General features: G+C 64.0%; 16 protein-coding genes. 11 read left to right on the forward strand and 5 right to left on the reverse strand.

Going from position 1 to position 21,533, the window contains the following annotated elements; genetic code table 11:
- Positions 1–229: 229 nt before the first annotated feature.
- Positions 230–1,411 carry an ATP phosphoribosyltransferase regulatory subunit gene (locus CSAL_RS06515; protein ID WP_011506582.1) on the forward strand — a complete coding sequence of 394 codons (1,182 nt, stop codon included), beginning with the start codon at positions 230–232 and terminating at the stop codon, positions 1,409–1,411.
- A 33-nt stretch (positions 1,412–1,444) separates the two neighbouring features.
- The gene (locus CSAL_RS06520; RefSeq protein ID WP_011506583.1) at positions 1,445–2,740 is read left to right on the forward strand and encodes an adenylosuccinate synthase; all 1,296 of its coding nucleotides are present in this window, start codon (positions 1,445–1,447) and stop codon (positions 2,738–2,740) included.
- A 198-nt stretch (positions 2,741–2,938) separates the two neighbouring features.
- Here the strand turns inward: CSAL_RS06520 and CSAL_RS06525 are convergent, their stop codons facing one another.
- Positions 2,939–4,534, reverse strand: coding sequence for a solute:sodium symporter family transporter (locus tag CSAL_RS06525; RefSeq protein WP_011506584.1), 1,596 nt, complete (start codon positions 4,532–4,534; stop codon positions 2,939–2,941).
- Positions 4,535–4,754: 220 nt separating this feature from the next.
- A complete protein-coding gene (locus CSAL_RS06530) occupies positions 4,755–6,272 on the reverse strand; it encodes a glucosyltransferase domain-containing protein (RefSeq protein WP_011506585.1) in 1,518 nt (505 codons plus the stop codon).
- A gap of 320 nt (positions 6,273–6,592) precedes the next feature.
- On the opposite strand from CSAL_RS06530, the gene CSAL_RS06535 reads away from it, so the two are divergent.
- From CSAL_RS06535 to CSAL_RS06550, 4 genes are all read left to right on the forward strand, one after another.
- Positions 6,593–8,152: a glucan biosynthesis protein G gene (locus CSAL_RS06535; RefSeq protein WP_011506586.1), complete on the forward strand. Its 1,560-nt coding sequence runs from the start codon at positions 6,593–6,595 to the stop codon at positions 8,150–8,152.
- Positions 8,145–10,643: a glucans biosynthesis glucosyltransferase MdoH gene (gene mdoH / locus CSAL_RS06540; protein WP_011506587.1), complete on the forward strand. Its 2,499-nt coding sequence runs from the start codon at positions 8,145–8,147 to the stop codon at positions 10,641–10,643. Before CSAL_RS06535 ends, mdoH begins: the two co-directional genes overlap by 8 nt.
- Before the next feature lie 131 nt (positions 10,644–10,774).
- The gene (locus tag CSAL_RS06545; protein ID WP_011506588.1) at positions 10,775–11,017 is read left to right on the forward strand and encodes a GlsB/YeaQ/YmgE family stress response membrane protein; all 243 of its coding nucleotides are present in this window, start codon (positions 10,775–10,777) and stop codon (positions 11,015–11,017) included.
- Between the two features lie 108 nt (positions 11,018–11,125).
- Positions 11,126–12,397: an acyltransferase family protein gene (locus CSAL_RS06550; protein WP_011506589.1), complete on the forward strand. Its 1,272-nt coding sequence runs from the start codon at positions 11,126–11,128 to the stop codon at positions 12,395–12,397.
- Between the two features lie 68 nt (positions 12,398–12,465).
- Here the strand turns inward: CSAL_RS06550 and gabT are convergent, their stop codons facing one another.
- On the reverse strand, positions 12,466–13,746 hold the full coding sequence (gene gabT, locus CSAL_RS06555) for a 4-aminobutyrate--2-oxoglutarate transaminase (RefSeq protein ID WP_011506590.1): 1,281 nt from the start codon (positions 13,744–13,746) through the stop codon (positions 12,466–12,468).
- Between the two features lie 13 nt (positions 13,747–13,759).
- Positions 13,760–15,208, reverse strand: coding sequence for an NAD-dependent succinate-semialdehyde dehydrogenase (locus tag CSAL_RS06560; protein WP_011506591.1), 1,449 nt, complete (start codon positions 15,206–15,208; stop codon positions 13,760–13,762).
- A gap of 203 nt (positions 15,209–15,411) precedes the next feature.
- Between CSAL_RS06560 and CSAL_RS06565 the strand changes: the two genes are divergently transcribed.
- From CSAL_RS06565 to CSAL_RS06575, 4 genes are all read left to right on the forward strand, one after another.
- Positions 15,412–17,133 (forward strand): DUF1266 domain-containing protein, encoded by a 1,722-nt coding sequence (locus CSAL_RS06565; RefSeq protein WP_011506592.1) that lies wholly within the window; start codon positions 15,412–15,414, stop codon positions 17,131–17,133.
- 27 nt (positions 17,134–17,160) lie between these two features.
- Positions 17,161–17,874, forward strand: a complete 714-nt coding sequence (locus tag CSAL_RS17795) for a DUF1266 domain-containing protein (protein WP_011506593.1) — start codon at positions 17,161–17,163, stop codon at positions 17,872–17,874.
- A gap of 292 nt (positions 17,875–18,166) precedes the next feature.
- Positions 18,167–18,784 carry a C40 family peptidase gene (locus tag CSAL_RS06570; RefSeq protein WP_011506594.1) on the forward strand — a complete coding sequence of 206 codons (618 nt, stop codon included), beginning with the start codon at positions 18,167–18,169 and terminating at the stop codon, positions 18,782–18,784.
- Positions 18,785–18,880: 96 nt separating this feature from the next.
- A complete protein-coding gene (locus CSAL_RS06575) occupies positions 18,881–20,083 on the forward strand; it encodes an MFS transporter (protein ID WP_011506595.1) in 1,203 nt (400 codons plus the stop codon).
- A 79-nt stretch (positions 20,084–20,162) separates the two neighbouring features.
- On the opposite strand, the gene msrA is transcribed toward CSAL_RS06575, so the two are convergent.
- Entirely contained in the window at positions 20,163–20,765 is a 603-nt protein-coding gene (gene msrA, locus CSAL_RS06580; protein ID WP_011506596.1) for a peptide-methionine (S)-S-oxide reductase MsrA, read from the reverse strand.
- An 89-nt stretch (positions 20,766–20,854) separates the two neighbouring features.
- Here msrA and CSAL_RS06585 point away from each other — a divergent pair, with 89 nt between their 5' ends.
- Positions 20,855–21,499 carry a CDP-alcohol phosphatidyltransferase family protein gene (locus tag CSAL_RS06585; protein WP_011506597.1) on the forward strand — a complete coding sequence of 215 codons (645 nt, stop codon included), beginning with the start codon at positions 20,855–20,857 and terminating at the stop codon, positions 21,497–21,499.
- The last annotated feature ends 34 nt before the right edge of the window (positions 21,500–21,533 follow it).

The raw sequence follows: 21,533 nt of genomic DNA on the forward strand, positions 1-21,533 counted from the left end.
GCACTCGGGCCCCCGGGGTACACCCGGGGGCCAAACGTGATAGACTCTTGACACCGGGCGAGGCCCGGTTTTTTTGTGGCCTGTCCGCGGCCTGAGCGCCCACGAAGAGGGGACGCGGCGAGGCCACGATGCGACTGTCTGGCATGGCATGTTTCCACCATGCCTTGGCGCGTCCGCACGTGACGATGCCAATATGCAACACGCCACTCATTTCTGGCAGGACCGAACGATGACCATCGCTGACCGCTGGCTGCTTCCCGACGGCATGGATGAAGTGCTACCGCCGCAGGCGACGCGCATGGAGCAACTGCGCCGTGCGTTGCTCGATCTTTATGACCGCTGGGGCTATGACCTGGTGATCCCGCCCACGGTCGAGTTTCTGGATTCGCTGTTGACCGGCACGGGTACCGACCTCGACCTGCAGACATTCAAGCTCACCGACCAGCTGTCGGGGCGGATGATGGGCGCCAGCGCGGACGTCACTCCGCAAGTGGCACGCATGGACGCGCACTCGCTGAAGCGCAGCGGCCCCGCACGGCTGTGCTATTGCACGACCGTGCTGCGTGCCAAGGCGGACAAGCATCAGGGCGGTCGCAGTCCGACGCAGGTCGGCGTCGAGTTGTTCGGTCATGCCGGCCTGGATGCCGACATCGAAGTGGTGCGACTGGCACTGACCGGCCTGGAAGTGGCCGGGGCAGGCGAGGTTCACCTGGCACTCGGCCACATCGGCATCTATCGTGCACTGGTGCATGCGGCGGCCTTGAGTGCCGAAAGCGAGCAGGCGCTTTTCGAGGCCATCGAGCGCAAGGCTTTCAACGATGTCGATGCATTGGTGGCTCGCGATGTCAGCGACCCCGCCCTGGTCGACATGCTGCAGGCCTTGCCGCGTCTTTATGGCGGGCAGGAAGTGCTCGACCAGGCCCGCGAGGTCTTCGCCGGGGCGCCACCCGCCGTCATGGCGGCCCTGGATGAGCTGCAGGCACTGTGTCGCGCGGTGACCGACAACCACCTGCGGGCCGAGGTCTATCTGGATCTGGCGGAGCTGCGCGGTTACCTGTATCACACGGGCATGGTGTTCGCCGCCTATGTGCCCGGGTACGGCCAGGCGCTGGCCAAGGGCGGGCGCTACGACGATACGGGGCGTGCCTTCGGGCGCGCCCGTCCGGCGACGGGGTTTTCCATGGACCTCAAACTGCTGGCATCGCTGGAGGAAAGCGGCCCGCGCTGCGATGGCATCTGGGCGCCGGCGGACGAGCGCGCGGGACTGGAAGACGCCATCGCGCGTCTGCGGGCATCCGGGGAGCGTGTCATTCAGGCGCTGCCCGGACAGCGCGTCGGGCCCCGCGAACAGCGCTGCGATCGGCAGCTAGTGGAATCGAACGGCGAATGGCGGGTCGAACCGCTCGCGTAAAACGGCGGATCCTTTGATCGAGAGACGAAAGCAATGGGCAAGAACGTAGTCGTACTGGGTACCCAATGGGGTGACGAGGGGAAAGGCAAGGTCGTTGACCTGCTGACCGAATCCGCTGCCACGGTGGTGCGCTTTCAGGGCGGTCACAACGCCGGCCATACGCTGGTCATCGACGGCGAGAAGACCGTCCTGCATCTGATCCCGTCCGGCGTGCTGCGCGCCGACAAGACGTGCGTGATCGGCAATGGGGTCGTGCTCTCGCCGGAAGCGCTGATGGACGAGATTCGCGAGCTTGAAGCCAAGGGCGTGCCGGTGCGCGAACGCCTGCGTCTGTCGCCGGCATGTCCGCTGATCCTGCCGTATCACGTGCGTCTCGACCAGGCGCGCGAGAAAGCGCGCGGCATCGCCAAGATCGGCACCACTGGCCGGGGTATCGGGCCCGCGTACGAGGACAAGGTGGCGCGTCGGGGGCTGCGCCTGGGCGACATGCTGCATCGCGAACGCTTTGCCTCGAAGCTCGGCGAAGTGCTCGACTATCACAATTTCGTGCTGACGCAGTACCACCACGAAGCGCCGGTGGACTTCCAGCGCGTGCTCGACGAGGCGATGGAAATCGCCGAAGAGCTGCGGCCGATGGTCTGCGATACGGTCTCTCTGGTGCATGACACCCGCAAGGCGGGCGAGAACATCCTCTTCGAAGGGGCCCAGGGGTCGCTGCTGGACATCGATCACGGTACTTATCCCTACGTGACCAGCTCCAACACCACGGCGGGAGGCACGGCCACGGGGTCGGGCGTGGGTCCGCTGTACCTGGATTACGTGCTGGGCATTACCAAGGCGTACACCACCCGGGTGGGGTCCGGCCCGTTTCCCACCGAACTGTTCGACGAGTTCGGTCGCCATCTGGCGGAGAAGGGGCATGAGTTCGGTGCCACCACGGGTCGCGCGCGCCGCTGCGGCTGGTTCGATGCCGTGGCACTGCGTCACGCGGTGCAGATCAACTCGGTCTCGGGGCTGTGCCTGACCAAGCTCGACGTGCTCGACGGCCTCGAGAACATTCGTGTCTGCATCGGCTATCGCAGCAAGGACGGCGAGACCATCGATACACCGGTCGATTCGGAAGGCTACGAAGTCATCGAGCCGCTGTATCAGGACCTGCCGGGCTGGAGCGAGTCGACACTGGGCGTCAAGCGGATCGAGGACCTGCCCAACAACGCACGTGCCTATATCAGCTTCCTCGAGGAACAGACGGGCGTACCGATCGATATCATTTCGACCGGCCCCGACCGCAACGAGACGATCGTGCTGCGCAATCCGTTTCTGGACTGAGTGCGTCACACCGAGAGAGTGAAAGACGCCCGCCCGGCACTGCCGGTCGGGCGTTCGTTCGTTGGCGACCCGTGAATGTCGAGCGTTGCCGATGCGGTATGCGGAGTGTCGGTATCGGTTACCACCCGGATGCGAATATGAAAAAAGGCCCGCGCCGTGAATGGCGCGGGCCTTTTGCATTCGGCACACGAACGTCGTCTAGCCGGCGAAGGCGGCATAGATGGCGATGACGCACAGCACCAGTACCAGCCCTACGGGCCAGGCGCCTTTCCAGGGCGTCAGGTCGACGGCCTCGACATCCCGATGGACCCACTTGGTCTCACGCGGGCAGATCTTGCCGATGATCAGCATGATGGCGATCAGCAGCACGAAGACGCCGGCCACGAAGTGATACTGACTGGTGACGTCGAGAATCTTGTTGAAGGGTGGCACGAAGTAGCCTGCTGCGATCAACAGACAGCCCGCGACCAGGCCGACCTTGGCGGCGACCGCCGGCACGCGCTTGGTGAGCAGGCCCACCAGTACCACCGCGAGGATGGGAATGAAGTAGATCGCGTTCATCGTCTGCAGGTAGCTGAACAGGCTTTCCTGTCCCGCCAGCAGCGGTGCGATGACCATGGCGGCGATGGCCATGATCCAGCCGAAGATCTTGCCCGCCTTGACGACCTGGGCTTCATCGGCGTTCTTGTTGATGACGCCCTTGTAGATGCCCAGGCTGAACAGGGTGGTGGTGCTGTTGAGTGCCGAGTTGAACGAGGACAGGATGGCGCCGACCATCACCGCGGCAAAGAAACCGGTCAGATACGGCGGCAGAATGTCGAAGACCAGATGGCCATAGGCCTCGTCGGCCTGGATGCCCTGATCGGCATACATGTGATAGGCAATGATGCCCGGGAGTACCAGATAGAGTGGCCCCAGCAGCTTGAAGAAACCGGTCAGCAGCACGCCTTTCTGGCCCTCGGCCAGGGACTTGGCGGCGAACGTGCGCTGAATGATCTGCTGATTGGTGGTCCAGTAGAACAGATTGATCAGGAAGACACCGGTAAACAGCGTGGCGAAGGGAACCGCCTGATCCTCGCGTCCCATCGAGTTGAACATCTCGGGATGCTGGGTGTTAAGAATGTCCCAGCCGGCGAGGATGCCGTTGCCGTCGCTGACCGCATTGAGGGCGAAGAACACGATCAGGAAACCGCCGATGAGCAGCCCCACGCCATTGAGCGTGTCCGACACCGCCACCGTGCGCAGCCCGCCGAAGAGCGCGTAGACCGCGCCGATCAACCCGACGATCCATACCGTGGCCCAGAGCAGGAAGCTGCTGGATTCGATACCGGTCAGTCCTTGCAGGTCGAGCATGCCCTGCAGGCCGATGGCACCGGAGTAGAGCACGATGGGCAGCAGGATGACCGCATACGCGATCAGGAAGATGATGTTGCAGATCAACTGGGTGCCGTGGTCGAAGCGGATTTCCAGCAGCTGCGGCACCGTTGCGATGCCACTGCGCAGAAAGCGCGGCAGGAAGAACAGCGCCAGCAGCACCAGGGCCACGACGGCCACCACCTCCCAGGCCATGACGCTCAATCCATCGGTGAAGGCGGCACCGTTGAGGCCCACCATCTGCTCGGTGGAAAGGTTGGTCATCAACAGGGAGCCGGCGATCAGCGGAAAGGTCAGGCTGCGCCCGGCCAGGAAATAGCCGCGTGTGCTGCGCAGATCATCCCGGCGCGTGATCAGCCAGGTGATCAGGGCAACGAGCCCGGTAAAGAAAAGAAACGAGATCAGGGTCAGGGCATGCATGGAATAGGCATCCTTGGACTCTCATGAATCATGGTCGTGACGAGGAGAAGGCCGGCGACATGCCCGGCACCTATCGTCGGCCTTGGCGCAACGACCGCGTCGATATCATTGCATCGTGGGGACGAATTTTAGTCTGCGAATAGTAAACTACCATTCGCCATTTGTCTGACATTGAGTGTTCAATGTCTGCTTGACTCGATTCACGACGGCTGCATGCGCGTCATTTTTCGGGACAGCCGCCATCGAAGGCGACGAAAACGGCCTCCCGCCAGCGATAGATCGAATACCAGCCGCGCCGTTGCAGCGGCGCGAGTGTGTCGCAGCGGGCGACGAATGCTTCCCGCAATTCGCTGCCGCCATGAAAGGCATAGCGTTCGGGGAGGCCCAGGCGATACAGGTTTTGGTATCCCCACCAGTCGCCGCCGTCGAGGTAGCTTTTCATCAGCTCATCGAGGATGGGGAAGGCTTTCATCGCGTTGGCAGTAGCGGGACTGAGCGGCAGTGTGCCCACCAAGACCAGCGGTCCCGACGTTTCGAGCCGTCTCAGGTCGTCGATCAGGCGCTGCGAGATGGTGTTTTCGAAGTGCTTCTGGTGGTTCTGTGCGTTGCCGTAGGCATAGGCGATGACCGTAGCCCCGCCCAGAACGACGATGAGCAGTCCATTGCCCAGCCATCTGAGGCCGTGCCGTTCGCAGGCGAGGACGGCACAGAAGAGCGTGCCGGCCGCCAGAGCGCCGAAGCCGATGAAGGTGCGTGGTCGCCATATGGGGTCTTGCAGGGCGGCCATGATGCCGAGAGCGCCGAGCGGTAGCAGCGCGACGATCAGGACCAGGAGCAGGCACCGCCAGGGAAGGGCCAGGGCGTGTTCGTCTCGTGGCGGGCGGGCGGTACCGAGGCATAGCCCGATGCCAGCCACCACAGCGATGATCGCCAGCCCCCACCACGGTGCTCCATCCAGGACATGCGCGGCGTAACGCCAGAAGTCGAGCGTTTGCGCGAGCAGGTGGCCGGGCAGCGAGCCGGGCGCCACCATCTGGCTGTGCGTCAGGCTATAGCCGCCGGCCAGCCACAGGCTCGACAGTCCTTTGTAGATCAGTACGGTCGCGGCCCCCACGATCAGCAAGCCCAAATGCAGTCGCCAGCGGGGCGTGCCGTGAGTGGCGAGACTCAATAACACGTGGAAGGCCAGCAGGACGAAGTAAACGCTCACCGCCGCCTGGTAGAAACACAGGCTGGCCATCAGGCTCAGTGCCGCCAGGGCCAGGCCGGGCAGGCCGGGGCGCAGCACACCGGCCGCCAGGGCCAGTCCTGACGTGCTCAGGGCGAGCGCCATGGGAAGAGCGTCGAAGCGATAGGAGAGGTTCTGCAAAAAGAAAGGCTGCAGGGCAAGCAACGCCATGGCCCACCAAGCGTGACCGGTGGAAAAAGTGGCGAAGACTTGACGCAGCACGACGAGCAGCACGGCGATCACCGCCAACCCCAGCCATAATGGCAAGGGCGCGAGATCCACGACGCGTGTGCCCATGTTGAGTGCGATCATGACGCCATCGGCGAGCGGACGTGCGTTCGAGGTCCAGCCCAGCTGTCCATGCATGCTGCGCCAGATATCGTCGAGATAGAGGCGGTCGGCCATGACCAGCGGATAGGTCGCGAACATCAGCAGGGCGAAGACGGCGGCCCCTCGCCGGAGATCGGGGGATGAGGGCGTGGGGACAAATGGGCGTCTGGCTGTCGACATGCGCGCTTCTCGTCATCATTCAAGCGTTGGGGGTTAAAGCGAATGCGATCCAAGCTTACCATGGGCTCCCTTCGGACCCGCCGCAATGCTAAGCTCAGTGTTCGAGAGCATGGAGGCTGCTCGTCTCATCGAAATCTGAGTCTTCTTTGGTAACTTTCCTCTTCGCTGGCGTGACGCCGCCTGTCGAAGAATGTGATAGGAAGGGGTGGTCTGCCCCTGAAAAGCCGCAAGGGAGTAGTAATGTGAGTGTACCGAATCGACATTGTTTGACGGCAAGTGCCACGCGCCGCTGTCGTTGGCCCCTGGCGGGTGTGTTGGGTATGTGTTTGGTCTTCGCGGCGCAGACGTGCTTTGCCTTCGGATTCGAGGACGTGGTGAAGAAGGCTTCAGAGCTGTCCAAGCAAGGATATCAGGCCCCGGAGTCCAGCTTGCCGGAATCGCTGAGTCAGCTGGAGTACGCCGACTATGCTCAGATTCAAATGAAGGACGACCAGGCCTTGTGGCAGGGCGAAGACCTGCCTTTCAACTTGAAGTTCTTCCACGAAGGCATGCATTACAATAGCGCTGTGACGATGCACACCATCGTGGATGGCAAGGTTCAGGACCTGTCCTTCGACCCCGGCGACTTCGACTATGGCGATCTGGACATTCCCGAAGAGGATCTCGAGGGGCTCGGATTTGCCGGTTTCAAGGTCACCAATGCGATCAACGACGCCGAGGTGATGGACGAGGTCATGGCCTTCCAGGGGGCGAGTTATTTCCGTGCAGTGGGGCGCCATCAGACCTATGGCACCTCGGGGCGTGGCCTGGCGATCGACACGGCATTGCCCAGTGGCGAGGAGTTCCCCGCCTTTCGTGAATTCTGGGTGGTCAAACCGAGCCCGGACAGCCAGTACCTTACCGTGTTCGCGCTGCTCGATTCGCCGAGCCTGACGGGCGCCTACCGCTTCGTGCTGCGGCCCGGCGAGGACACCGTCGTGGATGTCTCCTCGCGCCTGTTCACGCGCAACGCCGTGGAGAAACTGGGCATCGCCCCGTTGACCAGCATGTACCTGTATGGTCCTGCGCAGCCCTCCGACTCCCTCAATTACCGGCCGGCCATTCACGATGCCAATGGCTTGCTGATTCATGACGGGGGGGGGGCCGGCACCAATGGCAGCGGTGACGGCGAGAGCAAGGACGATGGCAGCAAGCCCGGCTGGACCTGGCGTCCGCTTGCCAATCCCGGCCAGTTGATGGTCAACAATCAGGAAGTCGCCTCTCTCAAGGGCTTCGGCCTTCTGCAGCGCAGTCACGACTTCCACGATTACGAAGATCTGACGGACCGTTACGACCGGCGTCCCAGCGTGTGGGTCGAGCCACAGGGCAACTGGGGCAAAGGGAAGGTCGAGTTGATCCAGATTCCGACGCCGAACGAGACCAACGACAACATCGTGGCGATGTGGAAGCCCGAAGGGGCGGTCGAAGCCGGCGAAGCGTTCGAATTCAACTACCGCATGTACTGGACCACCCACGAGGCCAAGTTCCATAGTCCTGATCTATCCTGGGTCGATCAGACGCGCCGCTCGCGGGGTGAAGTGCGTCAGGACAATCTGGTGCGCGAGACCGATGGGTCGCTGGCGTTTATCGTCGACTTCAAGGGGCCGGGGCTGGAATCGCTGGAAAGCGATGCCGACATCACGGTCGAGACGGACATCGGCGATAACGGCGAGCTGGTAGAAAGCCGGGTCGAGCCCAACAAGGCCGCAGGTGGCTGGCGGATGTTCTTGCGTGTGAAGCGCAACAACAACGGTCAACCTCTGGATATGCGCGCCTTCTTGAAGGACGGCGATCAACGCCTGTCGGAAACCTGGTACTACCGGCTACCCGCCAATGATTGAGTCAGACTCCAACGCGGTGGCGGGTGATTATCTGGAACGTTTGGCGCAGGAGACGGATGCCCGCAGTGCACGGCGAGCGTTGCTCGCCAGCGACATCGACGCGCAGGGCCTGGAGGCCCTGCACGGGAGGCTAGGTGGCCATGAGCCGCCGCCGGACGATCCCGCTGCGGTATCGGTGGGCGCCAGGTTGTCGCTGGCCTACAGCGCACGTCCATTGGCACCGCCCGAGGTACTCACCACCGATGCACACGGCATCACGCGCCTGCACACGGCTCCGCCGCTGGCGCGTACCCCCCTGGCGCCGGAGCCCTGGGCCGCCAATCCCTTCGTGCGCTATGCGCAGCGTACCCGTAACTGGATCGGGCGCGGGTTTCGGCGGCGTCACAAGGCCCGGCAGGAGTCGCCCACGCCGCGCTGGCAGAAGGTCGGCATGTGGCGGCGCAAGGTACTGTTGCTGCTGGTCGTGGGGCAAAGCCTGGTCGCTGCCGAGTACATGCGCTCGGTGCTGCCCTATCAGGGCAAGCAGGCGCTCGAGGTTGCCATTCTGGCCTTGTTCGTGCTCCTGTTCTGCTGGGTGTCCGCGGGGTTCTGGACGGCGCTGATGGGGTTCTTCCAGCTCTTGCGCGGCCGTGACCGCTACGCGATCGACGCCCGCGACGTGCATGAAGACGCGCCCATCGACGACACGGCCCGCACTGCACTGGTGGTGCCGATTTGCAACGAGGACGTGGCGCGGGTGTTCGCGGGTGTGCGCGCCACGCTCGAGTCGCTGCGCGACAGCGGCCAGGAACGCCACTTCGACCTGTTCATTCTGAGCGATACCTTCGACCCCGACCTGGCGATCGCCGAGACGCATGCCTGGCTCTCGCTATGTCGCGAGCTGGATGCCTTCGACCGTGTCTTCTATCGACGGCGACAACGCCGCGTGAAGCGCAAGAGCGGCAATATCGACGACTTCTGCCGCCGTTGGGGCGCCAACTATCGCTACATGGTGGTGATGGATGCCGACAGCGTCATGAGCGGCGCCTGCCTGACGCGTCTGGTGCGGTTGATGGAAGCGCATCCCAAGGCGGGCATCATTCAGTCGGCGCCACGCGCCTCGGGACGCCTGAACCTCTACGCCCGCATGCAGCAGTTCGCCACGCGGGTCTACGGTCCGCTGTTCACGGCGGGACTGCATTTCTGGCAACTGGGCGAGTCGCATTACTGGGGGCATAACGCGATCATTCGTCTGGCTCCCTTCATGCGGCATTGCATGCTGGCGCCTCTGCCGGGCAAGGGGTCGCTGTCGGGCGAGATCCTGTCGCACGATTTCGTCGAAGCGGCCTTGATGCGTCGTGCCGGGTGGGGCGTGTGGATCGCCTACAATCTCGACGGCAGTTATGAAGAGATGCCGCCCAACCTGCTCGACGAACTCAATCGTGACCGGCGCTGGTGCCACGGCAACCTGATGAACTTCCGGCTGTTCCTGGCCAAGGGGATTCATCCCGTGCATCGCGCCGTGTTCCTGACGGGGGTCATGTCGTATATTTCGGCGCCCTTGTGGTGTCTGTTCCTGATCCTGTCCACGGCCTTGCTGGCGGTGCATACGCTGAGCACGCCTCAATACTTCCCCGAGCCCGGCATGATGTTCCCGGTCTGGCCTCAGTGGAATCCGACCCTAGCGGTGGGGCTGTTTTCGGCGACGGCGACCCTGCTGTTCCTGCCCAAGGTCCTCAGCGTGATTCTGGCCATTTCCCAGGGTGCCAAGGACTTCGGCGGCGGGGCGCGGCTGTTCGCGAGCATGGTGCTGGAATCGCTGTTCTCGATGCTGCTGGCGCCGGTGAGGATGCTGTTCCATACACGCTTCGTGCTCACCGCGTTGATGGGGCGGGCCATCCAGTGGCGTTCGCCCTCGCGTGACAACAGTGATACCCCATGGAGCGATGCCGTGCGGCACCATGGCATGCAGACGCTGATCGGCGCCGTATGGGCTGCCGGAGTGTATTACATGGAGCCGACCTTCCTGTGGTGGCTGGCGCCGATCGTGGGAGCCCTGATGCTCTCGATTCCGGTGTCGGTATTTTCCAGCCGTGTATCGCTGGGGCGCTGGTGTCAGCATGCGCGCCTGTTCCGCATTCCAGAGGAAACGCATCCGCCGCGTGTATTGCGGCGCATGGTGCGCCATCTCAAGCGCATGCGCCGACAGCAGGATGCCGCGCCCAACTTCGTGCAGGTCGTGGTCGATCCCGTCGCCAATGCGCTGGGATGTGCGTTGGCGACGAGCCGCCATGGCCTGTCGGCGGCGCTGCGCCGTCACCGCGATGAGCAGGTGACGGACGTGGCGAGCGAAAATCCGGAGCGGATAGGCGCGAGCACGCGACTGCGGTTCCTCGACGACCCGGTGCTGCTGTCGATGCTGCACCATCGTGTGTGGCGTTCCGCCGACGCGCACCCGGATTGGCGTGAATGCGGCACGCCTCGCCAAGTATCCTGGCGGGTGCCGGGGTGAACGGCGCATGGCGACGGACTGGGGCTGTCGCCATGCGCCGTTTCGTTCGGGTAACTGCTATGCTGGAGACGACATTCACCCCGTCGTGTGTCATGAACGGATAGCTTTCAAGGAAAGAAGGAGATGAGGCAATGAGCATCATTCTATGGCTGATCATCGGTGGCCTGGCCGGCTGGATCGCCGGCAAGATCATGCGCGGTGGCGGCTTCGGTGTGCTGGGCAATATCGGCGTGGGCATCGTGGGCGCCGTGATCGGCGGTTTTCTCTTCAGCCTGCTGGGCCTGTCGCATACCAATGTCATCGGTTCACTGATCATGGCCGTGATCGGTGCCGTCGTTCTGTTGTGGGTCGTGGCCAAGGTGCGCAAGAGCTGACGCCTGGCTGGCGACGAAAGCACGACAATGTGTGGCCCCGGCTTCGACGAGAGGCCGGGGTTTTTCGTGGCCGCCGCCGTTCAGGCGCCACTCGAGGAACTTGGGCTTATGGAAAAGGCACGGCAAACGAGTCAGAAGGAGCGCTTCATCGGCCTGGAATGGCTACGCTTCGCGCTCGGACTCTATATCGTTATCTTTCACACCTTGCATACCTATCCGTCGATCCGCGACTGGTCGCATTATGTGACCGACATCGGCTTCTTTTCGACCAGTACCTTCTTTGTGCTGTCGGGGTTTTTGCTGACCCACGTCTACCTGGACAACGAGCGCAAGCTGCGCGAACCGGCACGCAGCTTCTGGGTCAAGCGGTTTTCGAATCTCTATCCGATTCACATCGGCTCCCTGCTGCTGGCCATCGGCATTTCATCGCTCATCGGGTACCTGGCGATCACGCCGGACGATGCCGGGATGTCGCTGCGCTTCGTCATCTATGACGTCAACAACGATCTCGGCCAGACACCGGGGGCCCTGGAACATTTCATGGGCAACGGAGAGCTGGCGCTCAACCTGGGACTCAATGTCGCCTTGCTGCATGCCTGGAACCCGTACTACCTGACCTTCAACCCGCCGTCCTGGTCGATCTCGGCGTTGATGGCGTTCTACCTGACGTTTCCATGGCTGGCGCCGCGCCTGTTTCGTCTTCGCCGTGTGGGGCGGGCTCTGCTGTTGACCAACCTGCTTTACCTGATACCGCCGCTGGTGGTGATCGCGACGACCGATTTCGGCATGCCGGAGACCGGGATTCTGCATCGCAATCCCTTGATCCGCCTGCCCGAATTCGTGGCCGGAATCCTGTTGTGCGTGTGGTACACCCGTTATCGGGCGGCGGGAGGATGGCTGAGCGCGATGCAGCGCTGTGGCCTTGCAGCGTTCGTGGCAGGGTGCGTGATCGGAGCGGTATGGCTGCTGGGGCAGGGGCATGCCTGGTATTACGTGCTGCACAACGGACTGCTGCTGCCGGCGCAGCTGGCGCTGATTCTGCTGGCCACTCAGTGGCGCACGCCCGACAGCCGGCGTGTGCGACGCCTGGCGACGCGCCTGGGGGGCGCCTCGTTGCCGATGTTCGCGCTGCACGTACCCTTATTCGTGATCTTCACCCGCATCGAGCGGGTATGGGCCGGTGAGCCCACGCTATGCGGGAGTGACCTTAGGGGCTGTCTCGACGCGGCGGGGGACAGTTCGCTGGCGTTTTATCCGCTGTTTCTCCTGCTCACCGTGATGTTCTGCGTGATGTTCCAGGAGCAGTTCGTGCTGCGCGTGCGCAATGCCATGCAGCGCTGGCTGCTGCCGCGGGTGACATCGTCCCATCCCCCAGCGTGAAAGCGCACCGTAAACGACGAAGGGGCGCCGCATGGCGCCCCTTCGACGATGGACCTCAGGATGGCTCGTTATGCCTGAGTCAGTTCCTTGAGGCAGTCTTCGACGATGCCCAGACCTTCCTGAAGCACCTCGTCCTCGATGGTCACCGGCATCAAGAAGCGGATGGTATTGCCGTAGAGCCCGCAGGACAGCAGGATCAGGCCCTTTTCACGCGCCTTCTTGCACAGCGCGCCGGCCAGGTCCGCGTCCGGCGTGTGGTTGGCCTTGTCGGACACCACGTCGAAGGCGGCCATGGCGCCCAGGTTGCGTCCGTTGTCGACGCAGGCGAAGTCCTGCTGCCACTTGGCGAAGCGCTCGGCCAGCTTGTCGCCCAGCGCCTGGCTCTTCTCGAGAATCTTCTCTTCTTCGAAGACTTCCAGCACCGCCAGGGTGGCTGCGCAGGACACCGGGCTACCGGTGTAGGTGCCGCCGAGGGAGTTGCCGCCGGAGGCATCCATGACCTTGTCGGTACCGACCACGGCGGAGATCGGCATGCCGTCGGCCATGCTCTTGGCCATGGTGATGATGTCCGGCTCGACGCCGCTGTGCTCGATGGCAAACAGCTTGCCGGTGCGCCCGAAACCGGATTGCACCTCGTCGACGATCATCAGCATGCCGTGCTCGTCGCAGATCTCGCGGACCGCCTTGAGGAAGCTAGGCGAGGCCGCATAGAAGCCGCCTTCACCGAGCACCGGCTCGAGCACCACGGCAGCAGTGTTGTGCGGATTGGCATCGGTCTTGAGCGTCATTCTCAGGCCGCGCAACGCATCTTCCTCGCTGACGCCGTGGTAGGGCACCGGATAAGGGGCGCGGAAGACATTGCCCGGCATGCTGCCGAAATCGGTGGCATAGGGGGCGACCTTGCCGTTCATGGCCATGGTCATGAACGTCCGGCCGTGGTAGCCGCCGGTGAAGCAGATGACGTTGTCGCGTCCGGTGGCCGCACGGGCGACCTTGACCGCGTTTTCCAGCGCCTCGGCGCCGGAGTTGGCCAGCATCACCTTGCCGTGACCGCGCACCGGCGTGAGCTGGCTGAGCTTTTCGGCCACCTTCACGTAGCCCTCGTAGGGCATCACCGTCTGGCAGGTATGCATCACGCGGTCGAGCTGGTCCTTGACCGCCTGAACCACCTTGGGGTGACGGTGACCGATGTTGAGCACACCGATGCCGCCGGCGAAATCGATGATGCGATTGCCGTCGGCGTCCCAGATCAGGGCGTTTTCCGCGCGCTCGGCAAACTGGCCGGCCGGGCTCGCGGCGCCGCTGGCGACATAGCGCTGCTTGAGTTCGTTGAGCTGTGCGTTGTTCATGCTTGCCTCCTTGTCAAAGTCCGCCCAGGCAGACGTATTTTAGCTCGGTGTATTCCTCGAGACCGTGGTGTGAGCCCTCACGGCCCAACCCGGATTCCTTGATGCCGCCGAAGGGAGCCAGTTCGGTCGACAAGAGGCCTTCGTTGATGGCGACCATGCCGTATTCGAGCTCCTCCATGACGTGCCAGATACGCCGATAATCGCGCGCATAGACATAGGCAGCAAGGCCGAATTCGGTTGCGTTGGCCATCTCGATGGCCTGTGCCTCGTCACTGAAGCGGAAGATCGGCGCCAGAGGCCCGAATGTCTCCTCGCGAGCGACCTGCATGTCCTCGGTGACATCGGCCAGCAACGTGGGCTGGAAGAAGGTGCCGCCGAGGGCATGACGGTTCCCGCCGCAGATCAGGCGCGCGCCCTTGGACTGAGCGTCGTGAATGTGTGCCTCGACCTTCTCGAGCGCGCCGGCGTTGATCAAGGGTCCCAGTGTCACGCCTTCCTCGAGCCCGTTGCCGACCTGGAGCTCCTCGATGCGTGCGGCAAACTTGGCGATGAACGCATCGTACACGCCATCCTGCACCAGGAAGCGGTTGGTGCATACGCAGGTTTGTCCCGCGTTGCGGAACTTGGAAGCGATGGCGCCCTCCACGGCGGCATCCAGGTCGGCGTCGTCGAAGACCACGAAGGGGGCATTGCCGCCAAGTTCCATGGAGGCTTTCTTGACCGTGTCGGCGCATTGCGCCAGCAGGCGCTTGCCGACCGGCGTCGAGCCGGTGAAGGACACCTTGCGCACGCGCGGGTCGGTGGTCAGCACCTCACCGATCTCGGCGGGTTTTTCGGCGGTGATCACATTGATGACACCCGGCGGCAGGCCGACGTCTTCGGCCAGCTTGGCCAGCGCCAGCGCCGTGAGCGGCGTGGCTTCGGCGGGCTTGATCACGACGGGGCAGCCGGCCGCCAGGGCAGGCGCGCACTTGCGCGTGATCATGGCCAGCGGAAAGTTCCATGGCGTGATGGCGGCGACCACGCCGATCGGCTCGCGCATGACGAGGATACGCTTGTCGGCGCCATGGCCGGGGAGTGTCTCGCCGGCCATGCGCTTGGCTTGTTCGGCGTAATATTCGATGAAGCTGGCGCCGTAGGTGACCTCGCCGCGTGCTTCGGCGAGCGGCTTGCCTTGTTCCAGCGTCATGAGCTGGGCCAGCGCTTCGCGCTGTTCGATGACGCGGTCGAACCACGCGCGCAGCAGGCCTGCACGTTCCTTGGCGGCACGCTTGCGCCATGCCGGCCAGGCGGCGTCGGCCGCGGCGATGGCGTCACGGGCGTCCGCGGCGCCCAGGTCGGGGACCTCGGCGAGCGTTTCGCCCGTGGCCGGGTCGGTTACCTTGAAGCGGCGCTCGCTGTCACGCCACTGACCGCCAATATAGGCGCGGTCGATCAGAATGTCGGGATGCTGTGGGCTCATGGAGGCTCTCCAGGCTGGCAGGGTTCGTGTATTGCTTGACGCTGTGTTCATTATTTAAAACACTCGGCCGGGGTGACGTCCAGTGCTTTTTCCCGCGATCGGGATTTTCATGCCACGCCGCGGTTATCGGCGACACGAACATCTTTCCGGTACACTATGGCGCCGTTATGACGTGAATGTCCGAGCCATGAGTGAGGTGCGCATTGATCGATCCCCTTAAAGCCTGGTGGGCCCAGCAATTGGTGCTGTGCGGCTGGGCGTTCGATCCCGAGCCGTTGAGTGTGTCGCCCGACTCGGCGCAGGCGCGCTTGGCGCTGTTCGACGTGCGTGAGCGTGGCGAGCTGGGCTGGCGTCTGGTGGAGGCCTGCCTGTCGGGGCAGGGCGGGGCGCTGCGTCGTCTTCATGCGCTGGAACTGCTGGCGCTGGCGGGCGCAGCCGGATGGCTGGAGGGCACGCAAGCGCAGGCGTGGGCCGCGTGGCTGGCCGCCGATATACAGTCGCAGCACGATTCGCTCGATGCCTGGTTGTCGGCGTTGCGTCGCGAGCGCGGTCAGGTCGATTGGGCGCAAGGCGACGACGGCTTTCTCCAGGCGTGCGAGGCTCTGGCACAACTCGAGCAGGAGTCGGCCGGCGTCACCTGGGACGTCCTCGCTACCTGGCTGGCGGAAGCACAAGCGGCTTCACGCCAACCGCCCTGGCCTTCGGGCTCGGCGGGGGTGTGGCGGCTGCGTGCGGCGTTTTCCCCCGTGCTGAGCGCCACTTGCGAGCCATCGCGCGATTGGCCCGACGTGCATCGCTGGTTGTCCGAGGTGTGGAGCATCGACGACCGGGACGAGCTGATCCGTCTGCTGCTCTGGCTGGGGGGCCAGGGGCATCGCTATACCTGGGATCTCGACGCGCAGCGGTTGACCGTGCAGGGGGAAACCGCGCGGCGGCGCTGGCAGGCATCGCTGGGCGAGGCGCGTGATTACGGTCACGTCATGCTGACGTTTCTGTCCAGTGGCGAGCCTCTGGAATGGGCGGCCTGGGACTGGTTGCGTCTGGCCGACCTGGCCTACGCGGGCTGGAACGCCGGCTGGCTCGAACGGCATGAGGCCGAGACCTTCGCGGCTCACGCAGGAGATCTGCTGATGCGCCGCTACCGTGACTGGACCACGGTGGCCAAGGCGTACCAACGCGGTCGCAGCCTGTTCGAGGGAGTGGATCGTCGCGCCGAGTTCGCGGCTGACTGGAGCGCGTTGCTCAATGCGGCCTCCAGTCCCTGGCAGGTGCCGCTCGATACACTGCTCGACGCCCCCCGGCGCGACGCCTCGCGGTCGATGATCCGCAAGTGGCGGGCCTCGGCATGGCAATGGGTGATGGCACTGGCGTCGGTGCGCGAACCCGATCTGGCGTATCGTCAGGGAATCGACCGGGCGCCGGACCGCCAACGCCAAGACGATGCGCGTACGTATCTTCATGACATGCTGGGGCTCGATCCGGCCATGGGCGTGGCAGGGCTGTCGCGCTTGTGGTTGCCGGCGCAGGTGCATCACCTCAACCAGCTGGCGGCCGATGCCGCTCATGGCGCCTTGCCCGAGACCGACACGCCCACCGGTCGGGCCGATCCCGAGGCCGTGCGCATGCGCAATGAGTTGAAGCATTGCGCGCGCCACGCGGCGACCATCTTCATGGCCGAGAAGTACGCTTTCTATTTGATGATGTGTGCCGATAGCGGCGACTACGATCGTGCGGCGCTGGACGAGTTGGCGGAATCCCTGCGCGGGGTGTTGAGTCGTTTCTACACTGGCCCGCAGGCATTGATCGATGCCTGGGCGACTTGGGAGGCGGCATTGCCCGAAGGTGACGAGCCGTCCCTGGTGGCGGAAATCCGCTGGCACCGTGACGATCCCGGCAGCCCTTTCCATTGGCTCGACTGGCACTAAGGATCGTGGCTGGAGCCCGGCGAGCGGTTGTCACTGCCGCGTTTCACCTCCCTGGCGCTGGTCGGGCCGCTCAACGCGGCGGTGTGGGGCGCACCGGTTCCCGAGGGGCGCAGCGAGCGCGATGAGCTTCGGGAATGGCTCGACGGACATTACGGGCTACTGTCGGCGGAGGCGCTCAAGACCTTTCTGGACTTTCTGATCGATGCCGGCGACCGCCAGGAATATCTGATCAACTACGCGCCCTATACATTGAATGCGGCACGGTTGCGCGAGGAGATCGCGATCATCGAATCCGATGAATGCAGCGAGGACGAACGCAATCATCTGCTGCGCCTGCGTCGTGTTCAGGAAAACGCGGCGGGATGCAACGATATCGACATGACGGCGTGGGACGTCGCCCAGACCGTCGATCTTGCCATCGCCGGCCGCCAAATGGAGTGGCTCTCGGCGGCGGAATTCGACGCTTTCCTCGAGCGTGCCACGCAACTGGCGCGGGCGCACTATGCGAGCTGGCGGGACTATGCGCGGGGGCTCTACGCGGGCTTCTCGTTCTTCATGGGGGAAACCGAGGAACGCGATGCCTTGCTCAAGAGCTTTGGTGAGGCCCTGGCCGCCTGGCTGAGCGGTGCGCCGCCCCTGGCCGGGGCCTGGGCCAGTCTCGATTTTCCGGGCGCGCCCGCGCGGCATTGGGCGCCGTTGCATATCGACACGTTGCCGGGGGATGCCCGCACGCTGCATTGACGTCTCATGCAGGCATCCCATGGATGACCCAAGGCATCTCATGAGGACGAGACCTCTCGTCAAATGGCGGGAGTTTCTCTATCATCGTCACGGTCTCGCTGCCCGGTCCGTGGCGCGAGGCGTCAACGAATCGAGTCTAGGCCGCTTTGGCGGTGGCACCTGTAAACGCGCCACCACCACAGCGACCCCCTCGCCAGGCTGTGCCTAGGTGGCAGGGCGTGTCATTGCGTTCGTGCAAGCGCTCCGAGGCATCCAGCGAGGTTGAACGACGTGTGATGATGAGGTCGCTTGGATGCTTCGAATCATGGCGCTGGGCTTGCTGTTGTCGGTACTGGCCGGCTGTGCAGCGACGTCCCCGCAATCTCCTGCTGCACACCCGTCTTCCCTGTCGGCCGCCGCCCGGATCGGCGAAGCGGCGAATGGCATGACGGGACCCGAATCGCTTCTCGCCACGTACCGTGCCAGCGATGTCCAGCGCGCCCTGGTGTCGCCGGCGCGCATACGCGAGGCCTTGCTGTCCGAGCACGAACGCTGGGTGGGGACGCCCTATCGTCTCGGTGGCACCACGCGGCGTGGTATCGACTGTTCCGCCTTGATGCAACACGTCTACAGCGATGCGTTCCAGCTGTCCCTGCCGCGCACCACCGACCAGCAGATGCAGGAAGGCCGCCGCATCTCGCGTGATGCGCTGAAGGCCGGCGACCTGGTGTTCTTCCGCTCGCCCGGCCCCTACAACCATGTAGGCGTCTATGTCGGCGATGGCTATTTCTTGCACGCATCGACCTCGCAGGGCGTCAAGCTTTCCCGTCTCGACAACGTCTATTGGAATCGTCATTACTGGCAGTCACGGCGTCCGCTGGAGAGCACGCAACTTGCGGCACGGCTCGAGCGGTCTGCGCACGAGGGCTGACGAGCACTGACGGCGTGTCGCAGCTGTGTGCCTCGAGACGGCCTGAGGCATGATCTCACTTTTGCGCGCGATCATGTTGCGCTAATGGAGGGCATGATGATCGAACCGCGCACGCGTGCCTGGTGGCGTGCGACCCTGGCACTGTGCCTGGGCTCTTTTACCGTCTTCATCAACCTGTACGTGGCCCAGCCCTTGTTGCCCGCCATTCGCGAGAGCTTTGAGGTCTCGACGCTGGCGGCGGGCAGTGCCATGTCGGTGAGCATGCTGACCCTGGCGTTGTCGTTGCTGTTCTACGGGCCGCTTTCCGATGCCATCGGGCGTGCCGCCATCATGCGCGTGACGCTGGTGCTGGCCAGCGTGTGCACGCTGGTCATGGCATTTGCGCCCAACTTCGCCAGTCTGATCGCCCTGCGGGCTCTGCAGGGATTCTTGCTGGGCGGTTTGCCAGCGGTGGCCATTGCCTGGATGGGGGACGAGTTCGACAAGCCGGCGCTGTTGCTGGCCGTGGGACTGTACATCAGCGGCAACACGCTCGGCGGCATCGGAGGTCGCGTCATCGGTGGCGCGGTGGCCGAGCATTGGAACTGGCATGCGAGCTTCATGGTCATCGCATGCCTGAGCCTCGTCTGCACCAGCATCTTCTGGCGAGCCCTGCCGCCCGCCAGGCAGTTTCGGCCGTCGCCGCTGCGGGTGGGAAAGGCGGTACGCGACATGGGCGGGCACTTGCGCGACCCCCGACTGATTGCCGCCTATCTCATCGGTGGGTTCAACTTCTTCATCTTCATCAACCAGTACAGCTATGTCACCTTCCGTCTCAGCGAGGCCCCGTTTTCGCTGACCTCCCAGTGGTTGGGGCTGATCTTTCTGACCTACCTCGGCGGCACCCTGGGGTCGGCCCTTTCCGGCCGGGTCGCGCAGCGGCTTTCGCAGCCCGTCTGCATGATGCTGGGCATCACGACGCTGATGCTGGGCTCGCTGGTGACGCTGATGCCATCGTTGATCGCCATCATCGCCGGGCTGACCGTCAATGCCGTGGGCTTCTTCCTGGCGCATTCCATGGCCTCGAGCTGGGTCGGGCGCCACGCCCAACGCGCGCGTGGCAGCGCTTCCTCGCTATACCTGGTGTTCTACTATCTGGGGGCGAGCCTCGGTGGGTTGTATCTGGAGCCTTTCTGGGCGCGCTGGCAGTGGGGCGGCGTGGTCGCCGCCTCCTGGCTGGTGCTGGCGGGAACGCTGAGCGTCGCGGCCTGGCTGTGGCGCCGCGAACGCCAGTTGATCGAGCGCGGCGCCACGGCATGAAACGGTGAGGGCGGCAATCGTCGCCGCCGCATCGAGTGCCTGCCTGTGCCGCGCGTTGAGTCAGGGAGCCCCGCATCGTTCACGGGGTGCCGGCCGCATCGCCCCAGACGGCCTCCAGGCGATCGTCGCGACCGCAGCCGGCACGGTAGAAGCGGTAACGTACGGGGTTTTTCTGGTAGAAGTTCTGGTGATATTCCTCGGCTTTCCAGAACGGCGCCGATGCCTCGATCCGTGTCTTGACGTCGCGTTCGAAGCGGGCTTCCACTTCCTCCTTGGAGGCTTCGGCCAGACGCCGCTGGTGCTGATCGAGGGGGAAGATCGCACTGCGGTACTGGTCCCCGACATCGCAGAACTGACGCCCTTCGGCGAAAGGGTCGATGTTGTGCCAGAAGACGTCCAGCAGTGTCGCGTAGTCGACGACCTCGTCATCGAAGACCACCTTGACGGCCTCGGCGTGGCCGGTGCCGCCACCGCTGACTTGTTCGTACGTGGGGCGTTCGGTCTCGCCACCGATATAGCCTGACGTGGTGGATATCACGCCTTCGAGCTTGTCGTAGGGCGGTTCCATGCACCAGAAACAGCCGCCGGCGAAAATGGCCTCGCGCTGTTCGGCCTCGGCGTGGTCGGCAGGCAGGAGTGCCAGCGTGGTCAGTGCGCAGAACGTCATCAGGGAAAAGCGCATCGGAAACTCTCCTGAACATCGGTTTGGTGTGGCTTGTCGATGACGTCGACAATACATCGAGTATACGCGGGAAAAGGGCAGGAGCCTGCATGTTGGATAAATGGACGGGGCGCTGGGTAGCCCCAGCACTCAATCGCCTGGCCGGCGGGTTGGGGGAGCGTGGTGTCACGCCTGCTCAGTTGACGCTGGGCGGTTTCGCGGCGGGAATGCTGGCGTTGCCGTTACTGGCTGGCCAGATGTACGGGCTCGCCCTGGTGGCGATCATCATCAATCGTCTGTGCGATGGCCTGGATGGTGCCCTGGCGCGACACCTGCAACGACAGAGCGATGCCGGCGGGTTTCTGGATATCGCGCTGGATTTCGTGTTCTACGCGGCCGTGGTGCTGGGGTTTGCCCTGGCCGTCCCCGAACGCAATGCCTTGCCCGCGGCGCTGTTGCTGTTCGCGTTCGTGGGGACCGGCTCGTCGTTTCTGGCTTTCGCGATTGCCGCGACTCGCCACGGGCTGGAGCGTCCGCGCTTCGAGCACAAGGCGTTCTATTATCTGGATGGCTTGACCGAGGGGACCGAGACGATTCTCGCTTTCGTGGTGTTCTGTCTGTGGCCGGAGGAGTTTGCACTCCTGGCGACCCTGTTTGCCGTGGCCTGTCTGGTGACGACTGCCACGCGCGTCGCGGGAGGGTACCGGGCCCTGCTGGCGGCCGAGCGCTCGTCATCCGATCGGCAGGAGGGATGACCGTTGGGGGGGGAGATGCCGGCAAGTTGCGGCC

It is taken from the genome of Chromohalobacter israelensis DSM 3043, assembly GCF_000055785.1.
GTDB lineage: Bacteria > Pseudomonadota > Gammaproteobacteria > Pseudomonadales > Halomonadaceae > Chromohalobacter > Chromohalobacter israelensis.

What these genes read in the sequence shown, in the direction of transcription:
- CSAL_RS06515 (WP_011506582.1), top strand. Translation starts at nt 230, where the DNA reads ATGACCATCGCTGACCGCTGGCTGCTTCCCGACGGCATGGATGAAGTG.
- CSAL_RS06520 (WP_011506583.1), top strand. Translation starts at nt 1,445, where the DNA reads ATGGGCAAGAACGTAGTCGTACTGGGTACCCAATGGGGTGACGAGGGG.
- CSAL_RS06525 (WP_011506584.1), bottom strand. Translation starts at nt 4,534, where the DNA reads ATGCATGCCCTGACCCTGATCTCGTTTCTTTTCTTTACCGGGCTCGTT.
- CSAL_RS06530 (WP_011506585.1), bottom strand. Translation starts at nt 6,272, where the DNA reads ATGTCGACAGCCAGACGCCCATTTGTCCCCACGCCCTCATCCCCCGAT.
- CSAL_RS06535 (WP_011506586.1), top strand. Translation starts at nt 6,593, where the DNA reads ATGTGTTTGGTCTTCGCGGCGCAGACGTGCTTTGCCTTCGGATTCGAG.
- mdoH (WP_011506587.1), top strand. Translation starts at nt 8,145, where the DNA reads ATGATTGAGTCAGACTCCAACGCGGTGGCGGGTGATTATCTGGAACGT.
- CSAL_RS06545 (WP_011506588.1), top strand. Translation starts at nt 10,775, where the DNA reads ATGAGCATCATTCTATGGCTGATCATCGGTGGCCTGGCCGGCTGGATC.
- CSAL_RS06550 (WP_011506589.1), top strand. Translation starts at nt 11,126, where the DNA reads ATGGAAAAGGCACGGCAAACGAGTCAGAAGGAGCGCTTCATCGGCCTG.
- gabT (WP_011506590.1), bottom strand. Translation starts at nt 13,746, where the DNA reads ATGAACAACGCACAGCTCAACGAACTCAAGCAGCGCTATGTCGCCAGC.
- CSAL_RS06560 (WP_011506591.1), bottom strand. Translation starts at nt 15,208, where the DNA reads ATGAGCCCACAGCATCCCGACATTCTGATCGACCGCGCCTATATTGGC.
- CSAL_RS06570 (WP_011506594.1), top strand. Translation starts at nt 18,167, where the DNA reads ATGCTTCGAATCATGGCGCTGGGCTTGCTGTTGTCGGTACTGGCCGGC.
- CSAL_RS06575 (WP_011506595.1), top strand. Translation starts at nt 18,881, where the DNA reads ATGATCGAACCGCGCACGCGTGCCTGGTGGCGTGCGACCCTGGCACTG.
- msrA (WP_011506596.1), bottom strand. Translation starts at nt 20,765, where the DNA reads ATGCGCTTTTCCCTGATGACGTTCTGCGCACTGACCACGCTGGCACTC.
- CSAL_RS06585 (WP_011506597.1), top strand. Translation starts at nt 20,855, where the DNA reads ATGTTGGATAAATGGACGGGGCGCTGGGTAGCCCCAGCACTCAATCGC.